This window comes from Planococcus sp. CP5-4_YE (assembly GCF_019042655.1).
Lineage (GTDB): Bacteria > Bacillota > Bacilli > Bacillales_A > Planococcaceae > Planococcus.
In genome coordinates this window covers 51375-67301 of record NZ_JAHPZO010000010.1, presented here as the reverse complement: position 1 = coordinate 67301, position 15927 = coordinate 51375, and the positions used below count along the sequence as shown (strand labels likewise).

The following is a 15927-nucleotide window of genomic DNA, read 5'->3' as shown; positions in this document are numbered from 1 at the left end:
CGTTTATCGTAACAGTTGCCCTTTCACTATATCGGTAATTGTCTGTCTTTTCAATGAAAGCTCTTTGGAAACTGGATAGCCAATTTTCCTATAAAAAACCACTTTCCGGCAAAAGCGGAAAGCGGTTTATGGTTATTTTTTAACGGCCTGGTCTTTCAGCGAACGGCGCAGGATTTTGCCGGTCGTGTTTTTCGGCAATTCATCGAGAATCTCCATATGACGCGGCACTTTGTATTTCGCCAAATGCTCTGCACAATATCCCTGCAGCTCATCGATGGAAACTGCGTCATCTTTCAACACCACATAGGCGTTGACCGACTCGCCGAAATCAGCATCCGGTAAGCCGACAACCGCTGCTTCAACAATCGCCGGATGGGCGAATAGAACTTCTTCCACTTCGCGCGGATAGACATTATAGCCTCCGACAATGATCATGTCTTTTTTACGGTCAACGATAAAGAAATAGCCTTCTTCATCGATCTTCGCAAGATCCCCTGTATATAACCAGCCCTCTTTAATGGCAGCTTGCGTTTCTTCCGGCATTTTATAATAGCCTTTCATGACGTTCGGTCCACGGACGATCAACTCGCCCACTTCCCCAACTGGGACTTCATCGCCAAGTTCATTGACGACCTTGTTCTCGACATTAATGATCGAGGTGCCAATCGATCCCGCTTTGCGTTCGCGATCGATCGGATTGAAACAAGTAACAGGCGAAGCCTCGGACAAGCCGTAACCCTCGGAGATCCGCACATTGAATTTGTCTTCGAAATTATGCAGCAGGGCGACAGGCATCGCGGATCCGCCGGAAATGGCCAAGCGCACAGAGGCGAAGTCGGCCGGGTCTACATCCGGCAGTTGATACATAAAATTGAACATGGTTGGAACGCCCGCAAAGACCGTGGCTTGTGAAGCTTTCGTTGCTGCAAATACCTCTTGCGGCGTGAAGCGTGGAACAAGAACGATCGTCGCGCCTTGCATCAATGGGGCATTGACGACGACCGTCAATGCGAACACATGGAACACCGGCAGCGTCGCCACTACGCGGTCATCTGGCGTGATTTGGAGATACTCCGCGACATCGCGGGCATTGGAATAGAGATTGCCATGGGTTAGCATCGCGCCTTTCGGTTTGCCGGTCGTCCCAGACGTATAGAGTATGACCGCATTATCATCTTGTGCAATACCAGCGGTTCCATCAAATGCATGGGCAGTAGCAAGAAGTTGCGTGAACGAACGGACTTTCCCCTTCACCGCTTCTGGCAGTTGCGCCATTTTTTCAGCAGTCGATGGGTCGGTCTCGCAAATGACATATGTTTCTACTGCAGGCAAGGCCTGATGTGCTTTTTCCACAAGCGGCAGCAAGGCATCGAGCGCTACAACCACTTTTGCATCACTATTATTGACAATGTAAGCGATTTCATCCGGGCTATAGATTGGGTTGACCGGGACTGCAGTTGCACCCAGCCGCAAAGTGGCATAGAGTGAAATGAGAAAATGCGGGGTATTGCTCAAAAGAAATGCGACGTGGTCCCCTTTTTCCACGCCGAGTTCCTGCAATGCCCCTGCGAATTTCGATACCGATTGATCAAATTCGCCGTAAGTCGTGTCTTTGCCCATGAACGTATAAGCAATTCTTCCAGCTTCCTGTTGTGCAATTTCGTGAACACGTTCTCCCAAATTCATTGAATATCCCTCTTTCTGTTGAATGAATACTCATTCATATTTACTTTTTTCATTATAAAATAAATCTTCAGACAATACAACTGCCCGCCAAAAATCCCCAGCAAAAAGCCGCCGGATTTAACCGGCGGCTCGCTTGGGTCCTTAAGCTTTCAAATGGGCAATATAACGCCAGCGGATCAGGAAGAAATAAAGAATCTGCATGAGCGTGAAACCGCCGAGCACAATCGCCATCTCAGACAAAATCGACAGCTCCGCAAACTCATCCCACACCACTTGAAGCGAAATGAACGCAAAAGCACTGTGAAGAAGCGCGAGCGCCCAAGGTAGGAAAAACAGTGGAACGAGCTGTCGGTTGACGATTTTGCCGAGTTCCCGCTCCGTCATCCCTAGGCGCACCATCAGTTGGTATTGCCTGCGGTCGCGCTCAAGCCCGGTATACAACTTGAAATAAATGAAACTTCCGGCAGCCAGCAAGAACACAGCCGCCACCATCAAGCCGATGAACAATAACAACGCAAAAGAGGATTTAAACCAGCGGTATTCGTAGCCTGGATTCTCGAAATAATAATTGAGCCCGGCAAAATTTCCGCTGACCATCGCCTCGCTGATCGGGTAGCGGACGTTTTCACCAATCGAGACGGTCTCGGTCCAATCCGGCACATGGAAGGCATAATAGCGAAAATCCGATGCGCCTTGCGGGTAGCCCATTAACGGTTCATCGACTTCCCCGAAATCTTCATTGTTCATAATGATCGTATTGGCATTCAAGGTATGCGCCGGAAACAACACTTGCGGGTAGGTCTGGTCGATCGTCAGCTCCACCCCACTTTCCACCAATTCCGTTTCTGCATAACTTTTCTGCAGCTCACGGAGCGATTCCTGTGAAAACGGCACGAACATCGCTTCGCCGGTTTGAAGCCTCGCGGGTTCATGGCCGAGCGCTACGGCGAGGCGGTTGAACTGGGACAAGGACATGATGTCGACGTCATTGCCGCTTGCGCTCGATGTCTGCCGCTTCACTTCCAAAGGCACGAGCGTGTAAGCGAGCTGCTGCTGTTTGAGTTCACGCCTCAACTGGTCCAGTTGCTGCTGTTCGAGTGAATTGCCTTCAAAAGAAACATAAATCAAACCGAGCGGATTGCTTTGCCGGAACTCCGCTGTATAGGAAGTGAACGAGGCAAGCGTGCCGACCGTCAGAAAGGCAATGGTCGAGACGATGGTCACGATGAAGAACATTTGCGCGCTGTCTTTTAACTTAACCGCTGCTTCGGCTAGCGATACGAGGCGTGTTTTATGCCAATAGATACTGCGCCGCTTCTTATACAATTGAAGGAAAGTATGAATCGAATGCGTGAAAAACAAATACGTGCCGATCGTCGCGAGCGGCGGGACGATGAACACCATGATGTAAACGGTACGGTCGGACACCGTCGCCGCCAGAAAATACGCAACGCCCAAAAGCACTAATCCGAACGCCGATAAAGCCGGTGAATACGCTGCTTCCTCTTCGGTTTTCCAGAAGCCCTCCAGCAAATCGACAACGCGCTTCGTGCGGATAAAAGACACGCTGATGAGCGAGATGATGATGAACAAACTGGCAAATGCGCCAATGGTCAGAACGAATGGCTTCCAGGAGAAATACAGCGGCAATTCCTCCAACTGCATGATTTCACGGCCGACCATGAAAAAGAATTTCGTGAACGCGAATCCGAAGACGATCCCTGCCGCTGTCGAAAGGCCGCCGAGTATCATCGTCTCGAAAAAAACCAATTTATTGAGCTGCTTTTTGCTCATCCCAAGATGCATCAAGACGCCGAATTCTTTTGTCCGCGCCTGTAAAAATGCGCTCAAGGAATAGAACAAGAAGAACAGCGTGAAAATATACAGTACAATTTCCGCGATGAACATGCCGCGCACTGCCAATACACGGAAACCTTCTTCTTCGAATAACGGATGGAAGATGAACATCGAATAGATGAAGAACACCATGACCGAAAAGACGCTGGCCAATAGGAAGGCTGCATAGCTTCTCAAATTCCTGAAAACGTTACGGAAGGCGAGTTGGCGAAAGGTCATTGACGGAGCCTCCCAATAGAGATAACACGTTGAGGATCTTTTGGTAGAAGGTTTGGCGACGATCATCCCCGTAAATTTCATTGAAGAATTCGCCGTCTTTGATGAACAGCACACGGTCGCAATAGCTCGCTGCGATCGGGTCGTGCGTCACCATGATGATCGTCGTCCCTTCCTCACGGCTCAAGCCGCTCAATAGCTCGAGCACATCCTTCGAGGCTTTCGAATCGAGATTGCCGGTCGGTTCATCCGCGAGTATGAGCGCCGGACGATGGATGAGCGCACGGCCGATCGCCGTGCGCTGCGCTTCCCCGCCGGAAATTTCATTCGGCTTCTTATGGAGAAACGGCTGCAACTGAAGCCGAGCTGCCAATTCCTGGACGCGGCTTTCCATTTCTTTGATTGGCATGCCGTCAAGCGTCAGCGGCAGCACCAAATTTTCTTCCACGGTCAGCATCTGCAGCAAATTGAAATCCTGGAACACAAACCCGAGCTGGCGCCGCCGAAACAGCGGCAGCTCATCTTTATCCAAAGAATGCGGATTGATGCCATTGATGAGGATCGTGCCAGAAGTCAATGAATCGATTGTCGATATCAAGTTCAACAGCGTCGTCTTGCCGCTTCCGGAAGGGCCCATCACCGCAAGGAATTCCCCTTTTTCCACTTCGAAGCTTAATTGGTTCAACGCGCGATGCGTCACTTTTCCTTCATAGACTTTGGTCACTTCATCGATTTTCACTACTGTCATGTTGATCCCCCTACATTCTGTTCCTGATAAGGAAAGACGATCGATACGGTCGTCCCTTCTCCGGGCGATGACGTGATTTCCAGCTCATGCCCAAGCCGGTTGCATACTTCCTGGGCCAGATACAGCCCCATCCCGGTCGATTCGCCGCTCAGGCGCCCATTCTCTCCCGTAAAGAAGGCCTTGGTAACGCGCGGCAAATCCGATGGCGGAATCCCGATGCCTTCATCCTGCACCGATAAGGTAATGGTGCCTTCTAGGCAGCTGGCCCGGATATACAGTTTCTTGTTTTCTTCGAATGTGTATTTTACCGCATTCGTCAGCAATTGGCCGATGATGAATTTCATCCATTTGCGGTCTGTCGCCACTTGGTAGCGTTCTTCGATGTCGATTTCCGGATAGACGCGGCGCGAGATGAACAAGCGCTTGTTTTCCGTGACCATTTCGGATACCATGCCGCGCAGCGACGCTTGCTCGATCTGCATATCCTGCTCAAATGTATCGAGGCGGGCGTTCATCAATACCGTGTCGAGCCCTGCACGCAAACGATCCACTTCTTCACGGATGCTTGCCTTATCCAGTTCTTCCGGCTCCTGCAGTAACAGGTGCATGACAGATAGCGGTGTCTTCATCTGGTGCACCCATTGGTTGATGAATTGCAGATGGCGAGTTTGCCCCGCATAAAGCGACTGCACTTCGTATTGATACAGGCGGTACAGTTTTTGCATATACAATTCCGTCTGCACCGTTTCCGGCGAGCGCCCTTCCCGCTGCAAAGCATGCTCCATATTCGGCGGGTTGCTCAGCAGGCGCTCGTAATAACGGTAGCGCATCGCAAAGCGGACACCGAGAAAACTAGCCAATAGCAATAAACTGATGATGAATGAATAGACGGCCGTATCCGTATTGCGGAATCCATCAAGCCAATAAAGCATCAGGATGAATCCTACGAGCAAGATCTGAAAGACGATAAATGCGGCGTATTCACGCAAGAATAGCCGCAGCATCATTGTTCCTCCCTGCCAAGAATCAGCCGGTAACCAGCACCGCGAACCGTTTCAATGAAACTCTGGATGCCGTAATCCGTCAACTTCTTGCGCACGCGGGCCATATTGACATTCAATGTATTTTCATCGACGAACGCCTGGTCATCCCATAGCTCTTCTAGCAATTGCTCACGCGTCACCACTTTGGGATGCGCGGCAATCAACAGTTCCAAAATAGTGCTTTCTTTTTTCTGGAGCGGGATTTCCGCTTCCCGGCAATGCAATTCGAGCCGCTCCATATATAAAACGAGCCGTCCTGCACGAACTGTTCGCTCTTCTTGTTTCGGTGCATATTCCCCATAAGCCCTTCTTAAATGACTTCTTATTTTTGCAAGGACGATTTCATAGTGGAAAGGTTTCGTAATGAAATCATCGCCGCCGTTTTCAAGTGCAAACACCTGATCCATTTCGCCTGATCTGGCAGAAATGAACAAAATCGGGCAAGTTGTCTGCTGCCTCAACTGCCGGCACCAGTAATACCCATCATAAGAAGGCAAATTGATGTCTAAAAGAATCAAATGGGGGTCAAAGGCAGCGAATTCCTCCAATATGCGGTCAAAGTCTTTCGCAGTTTCCACTTGGTAATGATATTTGCGCAATGTATCCGATAATAGCGAAGCGATCTTCGCATCATCTTCGACAATGAATATCCGCTGTTCACCCATACTTACTCCCCCTTCCATTTCCTTCTATTCTAACAAAAGAGCCTGCTCGAAAGCAGGCTCTACAGAAAATCTTAATAAATCAACTTGAGGAAATCTTCTGTCGTGATCCCTCCGAGCAATTTCGGGATGTCGATCTCTTCGATCGCTTCAGCAAGTGCAGCGCGTTCGTATTTCACGCCGGTGATCGCCTGTTCGATTTCCGATACATCGCCAACACCGAAGAAATCGCCATAAATATGCGCTTCCTGTACGGTGCCTTTTTCCACTTGCAAGCGAACATCGATGCCGCCAACCGGGAAACGGTGGGATTGCTTAATATTGAACTTTGGTGATTTGCCGTAGTTCCAGTCCCAATTCGCGTATCGTTCTTTCGACAGTTCGTGGATATTGTTCCAGTCTTCATCGGTGAGTTCCCAGAAACGGACATTTTCTTCACCGGCAAAAATCGAATGCAGCACGGCTTCACGGAATTGTTCCACCGACATTTCCTGATCGAGAAATTCCGAAATGTTCGCCACGCGGCTGCGGATCGATTTGATGCCTTTCGATTCGATCTTTTCTTTATTGACCTTCAAAGCCGACACGACTTCATCCATCTTCGTATCGAATAACAGCGTGCCATGGCTGAACATGCGCCCTCTTGTCGCGAACTGGGCATTGCCGGAAATCTTACGGCCTTCTGCGAGCAAGTCGTTGCGCCCTGAAAGCTCTGCATTGACGCCCATGTCCTGCAAAGCTTTGACGACCGGTTCGGTGAACTTGCGGAAATCTCGGAAGCTATTGCCATCGTCTTTAGTGATGAAACTGAAGTTCAAATTGCCGTGGTCATGATAGACCGCGCCTCCGCCTGACAGCCGGCGTACGACGTGGATGCCGTTTGAATCGACGTAATCTGTATTGATTTCCTCTGCCGTATTTTGGTTTTTCCCAATGATGATGGACGGTTCATTGATATAAAACAGCAGGAATGGGTTTTGATCGACATCCATCGTTTTCAATAAATATTCCTCTATGGCCAAGTTGATACGTGGATCGGTAATGCCTTTATTGTCTACGAAATACATGATCTCTCTCCTTTTTTACTATTGACTGTCTTTATTTTAACGGAATTTTTAAAAATAATCACGGTTGAGGGTTGACGGATCCAAACTGTTATAATACACTGTGTTTATCACTTACAGTACTATAACAAAAAGGAGCTGGTAGAAATGATTGAGAACGTAGTCGAATTCTTCAAGAACTTGCCACCGAAACAGTGTGCCACTTGCGGAGAGAAAATCGAAGAGCAACACGAGTGCTACGGCAATCACTGCCAGACCTGCAACGAAATCTAAACAGACAAAACGGCCGGAGAAATTCTCCGGCCGTTTTTTTATGCCTCGCCTTCCAGCTGTTGTGCAACAGTGGCAGGGACGGAAAAAATCAATGCCCCATCTTTTCCATGGCATCTGAATCTTCGCTATCGTCAGGCACAATCGATTCTGGATCCGGATCGCCTGCTGTCAATTCCATTTTGGGCATGACATGCATGCGGCGGGCTGTCGTATGGGCTTGGATGAAATACAGTCCTTCTTCTTCGGCCGTCCAGCTATGTTCATAAATGCCATCTTGTGTATGAGTTGCTTCCAGCATTTCGCTGTTTTCGCGAGCTCCTGATTGCCACACTTCAAAGACCACTTCATCTGCATCTTCTACCGCTTCTGTGCCTTGTGTAATGGTGGCAGATAGCAGCACTTCTTCGCCCGGGTCGGCGGTTTCTTCTGTATTGAACTCGACTTTCACTTCCTGCGGCATTTCTCCCGCACCAGCCGATGAATCTTCTTCGCCGCATGCCGCCAACAGCAGCACCAGCAGCAAAACGATCCATTTTTTCATGTGATTTCCTCCTCGTGCTGGGCAGAAATTGCTCCTGCTTGCCGCAATTTCTGCCCATTCATTGATAAAACGCCGCCGCAGTTGACTGCCGAGCGGCGTTTTATTAACGGTTTATTGCTTAAAAGCTTACATCCTAGGCGGTTTCGCCAGGATCAGTTTTCGTTTAATTTATTCAAGACGACATTGGCCATACCATCGATAAACAATGGATCGACGTTCGGCATTTCCGGACGGCGGTAAGTTGCGCCGATTTCGTCGCAGACGATTTTGCATTCGTAGTCGTTATCGTACAAGACTTCCAAATGGTCTGTAATAAAGCCTACTGGCGTGTAGACGAAGGAGGTATAGCCTTTTTCTTTATGCAAGTCGTGCGTCAAATCCTGGACATCCGGCCCGATCCACGGTTCCGGCGTCTGTCCGGCGCTTTGCCAGCCGATTTCATAGTTTTCAACGCCTGCCGCTTGAGCGATCAAATCTGCTGTTTCTTTCAATTGATCCGGGTACGGGTCGCCATTTGCAATGATTTTCTCCGGCAATGAGTGCGCAGAGACGATCAGGCAAGATTTGGCGCGCTCTTGTTCTGACATTTCAGCAAATGCCGCGCTTACTTTTTCGCTCCAGAATTGGATGAATTTCGGCTCTGTGTACCAGCTTTCTACTGAAGTCAGCTTGATGCCTAGCTTGTCGGCTGTTTCTTTTGCACGGCCGTTGTAGGATTTAACGGAGAATGTTGAGAAATGCGGCGCAAGAACGATTGAAATCGCTTCTTCGATGCCGTCTTTTTTCATCTCTTCCACTCCATCTTCCACGAATGGCTCGATATGCTTCAAGCCGAGGTACATTTTGAACTCGATGTCATCTTGCAATTCGTTCAAACGGTTACACAAGCCATTCGCTTGGTCTTCCGTGATTCTAGCCAGTGGTGAAATGCCGCCGATCGCCTTGTAGCGGTCTTTCAAATCCTGCAACGCTTCCTCGCTCGGCTTGCGGCCGCGGCGGATATGCGTGTAGTAGCGCTCGATGTCATCTTCAGAATACGGCGTGCCATACGCCATTACCAATAATCCCATTGTCTTTTTCATCACAATCACCTCGTCAAAAATTTGTTAGTTCTGTTGTTTGTGTGCTGCACTGTACTCATGGACAAATGCCGTCAAACGCTTCAGCGTGTCCGGCTGCACTTCCGGGAAGACCCCGTGCCCAAGATTGAAGATATAGCCATCATTTTGCATGCCCATATCCAAGATTTTTTTTGTGCGTTCTTCGATGACAGACCAATCCGCCAGCAAATAAGAAGGGTCGAAGTTCCCCATTAAGGCTTTCGTCAAGCCTCTTTCGCGCGCTTCGGTGATCGGCAAACGCCAATCCAGTCCTACGACATCCACCGGCAGTTCATGCCATTCGTTCGCCAGATGGCTTGCGCCGACACCGAATATTGTCATCGGTACGCCTTCTTCGCCGATTTCCTTGAAGATACGATCCATGACCGGTTTGATAAAGATGCGGTAATCTTCCACATTCAATGCGCCGACCCACGAGTCGAAAATCTGGATCGCTTTCGCCCCTGCATGGATCTGTGCTTTTACATATGGAATAATCGTATCCGCCAGTTTATCCATGAGCGCAAACCACATTTCCGGTTCTGATACCATCATCGCTTTTGTTTTGTTGTAGCTCTTCGAAGGGCCCCCTTCGATCATATAGCTCGCCAAAGTGAATGGTGCCCCGGAAAAGCCGATAAGCGGCACGTTCAATTGCTCTTCTGTCAGCAATTTAATTGTTTTTAGGACATAGTCGACATCCTGTTCTGGATTGATTTCGCCGAGGCGGTCGATATCCGCTTTTGTACGGATCGGGTTACTGATGACCGGCCCGACGCCGCCTTTGATCTTGACGTCCACCCCGATTGCTGGAAGCGGTGTCACGATGTCTTTGTAAAGAATCGCTGCGTCGACGCCGTATTGGTCGACCGGCAGTTTCGTGACGTAAGCGCAAAGTTCCGGCTGGTGCGTAATTTCCTCCAATGAATATTTCTCTTTGATCTTGCGGTATTCCGGCTGTGAACGCCCAGCCTGGCGCATATACCATACCGGTACATGGTCGGTTTTCTCTCCACGCGCTGCGCGCAGGTACGTATCATTAAAAGTCATGAATTAGTCATCCCTTCAGTCTTTGCGGCTATAGTTTATCCTTCATTATCCGTCTATACTATAGACTCTCCGTCCCTTATTGTATAGAATCCAGGCGCAATTGTCATAAATTAGACCCGAATGCCTTCACGGATTTGACACCTTCCGTTTCAAGCATCCGATTTTAGGGAAAAGTGAGGTAGCAATTCAAAATGGATTCGATCACTAGGAGGCTTTTTCAATGAATGTTTATATGACGACAGGCACTTATGATTTTATGAAAAAAATGCGTGAAAAGCATGCAGATGAAACGATGGTGTTGATGCAAGGCGAAAACACGACTTTGCTATTGCACGAAACCGAAGGCAAATCCGCCTTCCAAACGCCGCGCCGCTACGAAGTGGTCGACGGCACCGGCGAATTCCGCGAAAAGGGATTTTTTGTCATGAATAACATCCCCGTTGCCGACGAAGGGCGGCCTGTTTTTGAACACCGCTTCAAGAATCGCGCCGGCGCCATCGAAAATGAACCCGGATATGTCGCTTTTCGCGTCTTGCGGCCGCTCGATTCAGACACGTATGTCGTCTTGACCGAATGGGAATCACCGGCATTCTATGAAAAATGGAAAGAATCACAAGCTTTCGCTAAAGCCCATGCAGAAAAACCGCAGCAAGAAGTTGAAAAACCGCGCGCCAATATCTTTTCCGGTAATTCTTATGTCACCATGTATAAAGCAAAACCCGAAGAAGACGAGTAATCAACGGCCGGCTAGCCCGGCTGTTTTTTATGTATAATAGAAGAAACCTATTTAGGAGGAATTTCTATTGGTATTCATTTATTTTCTATTAGCGGCAGCTGTCACCGTATTCGCCGCCATTAAATTGTCCCAGTATGCGGATGTCATCAGTGAAAAATCAGCAATGGGCGGCATGATGGTCGGTACACTTTTACTTGCCGGCGCCACATCGCTCCCCGAGATTTCCACAAGTTTTTCTGCTGCCGCAATCGGCAATGCAGATATCGCAGTCGGCAATATGGTCGGTTCGAACTTATTCAATTTATTCATACTGGCAGGATTCGACTTGATGCTGAACAAACGCCGTCTTCTTGACCGCGTGTCAAAAGATCATACTTATTCTTCCATGCTCGGTATTTTCTTGACAGTGCTCTTGATTTTGGCATTGTGGATCCGCACGGATGTAACCGTCTTAGGCATTGGTCTTGATGCACTGGCAATTGGCCTGGCATATGTCATCGGCATGTTTGTCATCAATAAGCTGCCGAACTTAGACACCATCGAGCTGGACGAAGAGCCGCCCGATGCGAAAGCGCCCAAGAATCCTAGCGCTCATTTATCCCCGAAGCATGCTGGCATACGATTTGTGATTTTTGCTTTGATCATTATGGCAGCCGGAACAGCGTTGTCGATCACCGGGGATGAAATTGCTGTCGTGACAGGAATCGGTTCTAGCTTTGTCGGCAGTTTCCTCGTCGCAGCTGCTACATCATTGCCCGAAGCCATCTCTGTGTTCGTGGCATTGCGCCTATCGAACGTCAATATGGCGGTCGGCGCCATTCTTGGCAGTAATATTTTCAATATGGTCATCTTGGCATTGTCCGATCCTGTTTATACAGAAGGATCTATTCTCGCCGAAGTATCGGGAGCCAATATGATTATGGCTGTCGCTGTTCTTATCATGAGTGTCTTGACGCTCTTTTCACTCTTCAGAAGCAATACTAAATCTACGTTTGCCTATAGTATCCCGTCGATACTCGTATTGGCATTATACTTTATCGCATCATATCTGAATTTCACTTACTGACAGAACGGGGCTCCCCCGTTCTGTTTTTTGCTATGTTAAACTAGAGAAAATGCAGAAAATTAGGAAGGATATGATCCAATGATTGAAAAGATCTTTGCTGAACTCGATAATGCTTACCCTGAAATGGTGGAAATCCGCCGTCACTTGCACATGAACCCGGAGCCATCATTCCATGAAACCAAAACGGCTAAGTACATCCGTGACTTCTATGAAGTTCTCGGTGTCGATATCCGTCATGGAGTCGGAGGCAATGGCGTCATCGCGACTATCCGCGGCGGTAAGCCAGGCAAGACAGTCGCCTTGCGCGCCGATTTCGATGCCCTGCCGATCCAAGACCAGAAAGAAATCAGCTATAAATCGACCGTGCCAAACGTGGTCCATGCTTGCGGCCATGATGGCCACACGGCGACTTTACTCGTTCTCGGCAAAATCCTCCACGGCTTGCGCGATGAACTTCCTGGCACGTATGTACTCATTCACCAGCACGCAGAAGAGCTAGCCCCAGGCGGCGCAAAACCGATGATCGAAGACGGGGCGCTTGACGGCGTCGATGTCATCTTCGGCACCCATCTTTGGTCGACGACGCCATTCGGGCGGATTGATTACCGGACTGGCCCAATCATGGCAGCGGCGGATCGTTTTGAAATCACTGTCCAAGGGCGCGGCGGCCACGGCGCGATGCCCCATGAAACCGTCGATGCCGTCGTAACAGGCGCACAGCTCGTAACCAGCCTGCAGCAGCTTGTCGCACGCCGTGTGGACCCACTCGATTCCGCAGTTTTGACAATCGCATCATTCATTGCAGAGAACCCGTTCAATATCATCGCCGATCAATCGAAACTGAACGGAACAGTCAGATCCTTCACCGAAGAAACGCGCACCCTTATGGAGCAGGAAATGGAGCGCGTCGCTAAAGGCACGGCTATCGCGACCAATAGCGACATCGACTTTAAATTCCATCGGGGCTATCCGCCGGTTGTCACTCACGGACAGGAAACCGAATTCCTGAGAGACCTTGCCGAAGATGTGCCGGGGGTTCAGGAAGTTTTCAATTGTCCGCCGCAAATGGGCGGCGAGGATTTCGCCTATTACCTCGAAGAGATTCCGGGCACGTTCTTCTTCACAGGCGCGATGCCGGACGGTGAAGTTTATCCCCACCACCACCCGAAATTCGATTTCAAAGAAGAAGCGATGCTGATCGCTGCGAAAACGCTTGGCAAAGCTGCTGTCACTTGCCACGAATAAACGACATAGCAAAAGGGCTGGAGAAAATTTTTATTTTCTCCAGCCCTTTTTATGATGATTATCGGTTGTTGAGCTGTGCTGACTTTCTTCTGGCGCCTGCAAGCGTCACAAACGAAACAACAGCTATGACTGCTGTAACAATTAGCGCTGTTGCAAACTGTTCGAGTGCCAGCAACAAGACCAATGCCGCTGCAGCCTGAATCAACTGGACCGCGAGCACCCAATTCCATACTGCTTTTTCGCGGCTATGCGTGCTCAGCGGGAATAATTGGTCCATGCGGAAATGCTGGGACTGATTCAGGCCTTGCCATAATTGGATCGTTGAAGCGAACGCCAATGCCCCAGCAAATAAAGCAATGGCAATTTGGAACGGGATGAGCCAAGCGCCGGCCAGGATAATCAGCGTCAAACGCACCCATAGAAAGAACAATTCATCGGAACGAATGAACGTACGGCTCACCAAATACAAATGGGCATTGGAAGCCTTGCTCTTGATCAGCCGATAAATAGGGTTGAGCCATCTGCGTTCCCTCACCTTCCCTTTCAAATGCGGAACGTCGGTGAAATAATTGGCGAACTGGTAAAAACGCAGCATGCGGTTTTCTTCCAATTCGATGAAATGCCCATATGGGAATGCTTTTCCCGCAGCGCGGCGCTCGAGCCATTTGCCATAGAAAATCATCGCGAACAAAAAGACTGCTGCAATGAGAATCCAGCCGTCGATATATGACCAGGCAAACCCGCCAACGAGCAGAAACCGGACCGCGCGCTCGAACCAGACCTTATGGCCATCGCTTGCTTTTCGCCAATGAAACTCGCTCCTGACATTCCACCACTTCACAAGCAACAACAAAATAGGAAACCCAATCAAATAAGACGAAGGCAAGCCGTATAAGGCGTTGATGAGCGGCAAGGAGACCACGAAGACGACAATCGGCAAATACAGCTGCGACACATACGTCCAGCGAAGTGCCGGTTTCAAATATTCATCAAGCCGGCTTTCAAGCGGCAATAGGTAAACGCTGTCCGCTTGCTTCAATAAAGTCACCGGCGGGCTGTAGGATAATAGCGCACCGAACAAGACAGCCATCAACAGCGCTGCCGGAAATTCCGGCGGGACATTTTGCACCCATTCGCTGTAAGCGTAGCCGGCCGCCCCAATGGCGAACAGCATGACGACCGCAATATGGCCGGTGACGATGAATTTTAAATAATTCTGGACTTCAGCGGTATAGCGACGGAGTCGCTTGTCCCACACTTCATGCAGGTTCTTCATTGTCGTCATCCTCGGTCATCGCAATATATAGGTCATCGAGTGAGGCATCTGGCATGCCGAACTCCTGGCGTAGCTCGGGCATCGTGCCGATTGCCCGCACGCGACCATTGTGGAGCAGGATGATCCGGTCGCAATAGCGTTCTGCCGTAGACAGGATATGGGTCGACATGAGCACCGATGCGCCGCTGCGCTTTTGCTGTTCCATCTGGTCGAGAAGCGATTTGATGCCAAGCGGGTCGAGCCCGACGAAAGGTTCATCGATGATGTACAAATCCGGATCGACTAGAAATGCACTCATGATCATGACTTTCTGGCGCATCCCTTTTGAAAAATGGGACGGAAACCATTTCAGCCGCTTCTCCATGCGGAATTCCTTCAATAATGCTGCAGAGCGTTGCTCGAACACTTCCTGCTCCAGGCCATAAGCCATCGCCGTCAGCTCGAGATGTTCGCGCAAGGTCAATTCCTCATACAGCACAGGCGTTTCCGGAATATAGGAAAAAGCGGAACGGTAAGCGTCGATGTCTTCCGCGAAGGTCCGCCCATTGAGTCGGATTGTCCCGGATTTCGGCTGCATGATGCCGATGATATGCTTGATGGTCGTGCTCTTCCCTGCCCCATTCAAGCCGATCAAGCCAACCAATTCGCCTTTTTCTATCGAAAAACTTACGTCTTTTAACACGGGCTTTCTCGTATAGCCGCCCGTTAAATTTTCTACTTCCAATATTGCCACTTACAACACCTCTTTCTTCGTTTACTATTGTATCAAAACTGCGTGGCGAATTCTTTCGGGAAATGGGACGCTTCATGAAGCCGGTCGGGACAAGCTGAAATGTGGAATGACTCACTCACTGAATATGGTAAACTGAAAAAAGAACGGCCAACCCATTACAGAAAGGATGAGTTTATGAGCGATTGCATTTTTTGCAAAATCATTGCAGGGGATATCCCGAGCGTCAAAGTGTACGAGGACGAGCATGTCTATGCCTTTATGGACATCATGCCTTTATCAAAAGGGCATACGCTGCTGATCCCGAAAACCCATCGCGAATTTGTCTACGACATGGCGCCGGAAGAAGCTGCTCAATTGTTCAGCGTAGCGCCGAAGATCGCCAGCGCCATCAAAGAAACTTTCGAACCCGAAGGTATGAATTTGTTGAACAATAATGGACCAAAAGCTGGGCAAAGCGTCTTCCATTTCCATCTTCATTTCATTCCGCGCTACGGCGCAAGCGATGGGTTCGGCGCCAAATGGATGACCAAAGAAAAAGAGTACACCACAGAGAAGATTCAGGAACTTGCTGAACAAGTGAAATCCAAGCTAGCCTCTGAGGCTTGATTTTCTGTGCTGCACGAGATAAGAT

16 protein-coding genes are annotated in these 15927 nt (G+C 49.4%); 5 read left to right on the top strand and 11 right to left on the bottom strand.

Features of this window, described 5'->3' with window-relative positions; genetic code table 11:
- Window positions 1–132 precede the first annotated feature (132 nt).
- From KTG14_RS12185 to lplA, 6 genes are all read right to left on the bottom strand, one after another.
- Window positions 133–1686 carry a fatty acid--CoA ligase family protein gene (locus tag KTG14_RS12185; RefSeq protein ID WP_216971180.1) on the bottom strand — a complete coding sequence of 518 codons (1554 nt, stop codon included), beginning with the start codon at window positions 1684–1686 and terminating at the stop codon, window positions 133–135.
- A gap of 141 nt (window positions 1687–1827) precedes the next feature.
- On the bottom strand, window positions 1828–3762 hold the full coding sequence (locus KTG14_RS12180; RefSeq protein ID WP_216971179.1) for an FtsX-like permease family protein: 1935 nt from the start codon (window positions 3760–3762) through the stop codon (window positions 1828–1830).
- Window positions 3734–4507, bottom strand: a complete 774-nt coding sequence (locus tag KTG14_RS12175) for an ABC transporter ATP-binding protein (protein WP_211653692.1) — start codon at window positions 4505–4507, stop codon at window positions 3734–3736. The genes KTG14_RS12180 and KTG14_RS12175 overlap by 29 nt, the downstream gene beginning before the upstream one ends.
- Window positions 4504–5511: a HAMP domain-containing histidine kinase gene (locus tag KTG14_RS12170; protein WP_249222072.1), complete on the bottom strand. Its 1008-nt coding sequence runs from the start codon at window positions 5509–5511 to the stop codon at window positions 4504–4506. Before KTG14_RS12170 ends, KTG14_RS12175 begins: the two co-directional genes overlap by 4 nt.
- A complete protein-coding gene (locus tag KTG14_RS12165; RefSeq protein ID WP_216971178.1) occupies window positions 5511–6215 on the bottom strand; it encodes a response regulator transcription factor in 705 nt (234 codons plus the stop codon). Before KTG14_RS12165 ends, KTG14_RS12170 begins: the two co-directional genes overlap by 1 nt.
- A gap of 71 nt (window positions 6216–6286) precedes the next feature.
- The gene (gene lplA / locus KTG14_RS12160) at window positions 6287–7279 is read right to left on the bottom strand and encodes a lipoate--protein ligase (protein ID WP_211653689.1); all 993 of its coding nucleotides are present in this window, start codon (window positions 7277–7279) and stop codon (window positions 6287–6289) included.
- 144 nt (window positions 7280–7423) lie between these two features.
- On the opposite strand from lplA, the gene yhfH reads away from it, so the two are divergent.
- A complete protein-coding gene (gene yhfH / locus KTG14_RS12155) occupies window positions 7424–7549 on the top strand; it encodes a protein YhfH (protein ID WP_083509120.1) in 126 nt (41 codons plus the stop codon).
- Window positions 7550–7637: 88 nt separating this feature from the next.
- Here the strand turns inward: yhfH and KTG14_RS12150 are convergent, their stop codons facing one another.
- The 3 genes from KTG14_RS12150 to hemE all read right to left on the bottom strand — a co-directional run bounded on the left by KTG14_RS12150 (window position 7638) and on the right by hemE (window position 10240).
- On the bottom strand, window positions 7638–8090 hold the full coding sequence (locus tag KTG14_RS12150) for a FixH family protein (RefSeq protein ID WP_216971177.1): 453 nt from the start codon (window positions 8088–8090) through the stop codon (window positions 7638–7640).
- A gap of 152 nt (window positions 8091–8242) precedes the next feature.
- Entirely contained in the window at window positions 8243–9175 is a 933-nt protein-coding gene (hemH, locus tag KTG14_RS12145; RefSeq protein WP_216971176.1) for a ferrochelatase, read from the bottom strand.
- A gap of 21 nt (window positions 9176–9196) precedes the next feature.
- Window positions 9197–10240 carry a uroporphyrinogen decarboxylase gene (gene hemE, locus KTG14_RS12140; protein ID WP_211653686.1) on the bottom strand — a complete coding sequence of 348 codons (1044 nt, stop codon included), beginning with the start codon at window positions 10238–10240 and terminating at the stop codon, window positions 9197–9199.
- A gap of 220 nt (window positions 10241–10460) precedes the next feature.
- On the opposite strand from hemE, the gene KTG14_RS12135 reads away from it, so the two are divergent.
- The 3 genes from KTG14_RS12135 (at window position 10461) to KTG14_RS12125 (ending at window position 13287) form a co-directional block, all read left to right on the top strand.
- The gene (locus KTG14_RS12135; RefSeq protein ID WP_216971175.1) at window positions 10461–10976 is read left to right on the top strand and encodes an antibiotic biosynthesis monooxygenase family protein; all 516 of its coding nucleotides are present in this window, start codon (window positions 10461–10463) and stop codon (window positions 10974–10976) included.
- Window positions 10977–11043: 67 nt separating this feature from the next.
- Window positions 11044–12042: a sodium:calcium antiporter gene (locus KTG14_RS12130; protein WP_216971174.1), complete on the top strand. Its 999-nt coding sequence runs from the start codon at window positions 11044–11046 to the stop codon at window positions 12040–12042.
- A gap of 78 nt (window positions 12043–12120) precedes the next feature.
- A complete protein-coding gene (locus KTG14_RS12125) occupies window positions 12121–13287 on the top strand; it encodes an amidohydrolase (RefSeq protein ID WP_216971173.1) in 1167 nt (388 codons plus the stop codon).
- Window positions 13288–13345: 58 nt separating this feature from the next.
- Here KTG14_RS12125 and KTG14_RS12120 read toward each other — a convergent pair whose 3' ends face one another.
- Window positions 13346–14563, bottom strand: coding sequence for an ABC transporter permease (locus tag KTG14_RS12120; RefSeq protein WP_216971172.1), 1218 nt, complete (start codon window positions 14561–14563; stop codon window positions 13346–13348).
- A complete protein-coding gene (locus KTG14_RS12115) occupies window positions 14547–15296 on the bottom strand; it encodes an ABC transporter ATP-binding protein (RefSeq protein ID WP_216971171.1) in 750 nt (249 codons plus the stop codon). The genes KTG14_RS12120 and KTG14_RS12115 overlap by 17 nt, the downstream gene beginning before the upstream one ends.
- Window positions 15297–15470: 174 nt before the next feature.
- Between KTG14_RS12115 and KTG14_RS12110 the strand changes: the two genes are divergently transcribed.
- Entirely contained in the window at window positions 15471–15902 is a 432-nt protein-coding gene (locus tag KTG14_RS12110) for an HIT family protein (protein ID WP_058383669.1), read from the top strand.
- The last annotated feature ends 25 nt before the right edge of the window (window positions 15903–15927 follow it).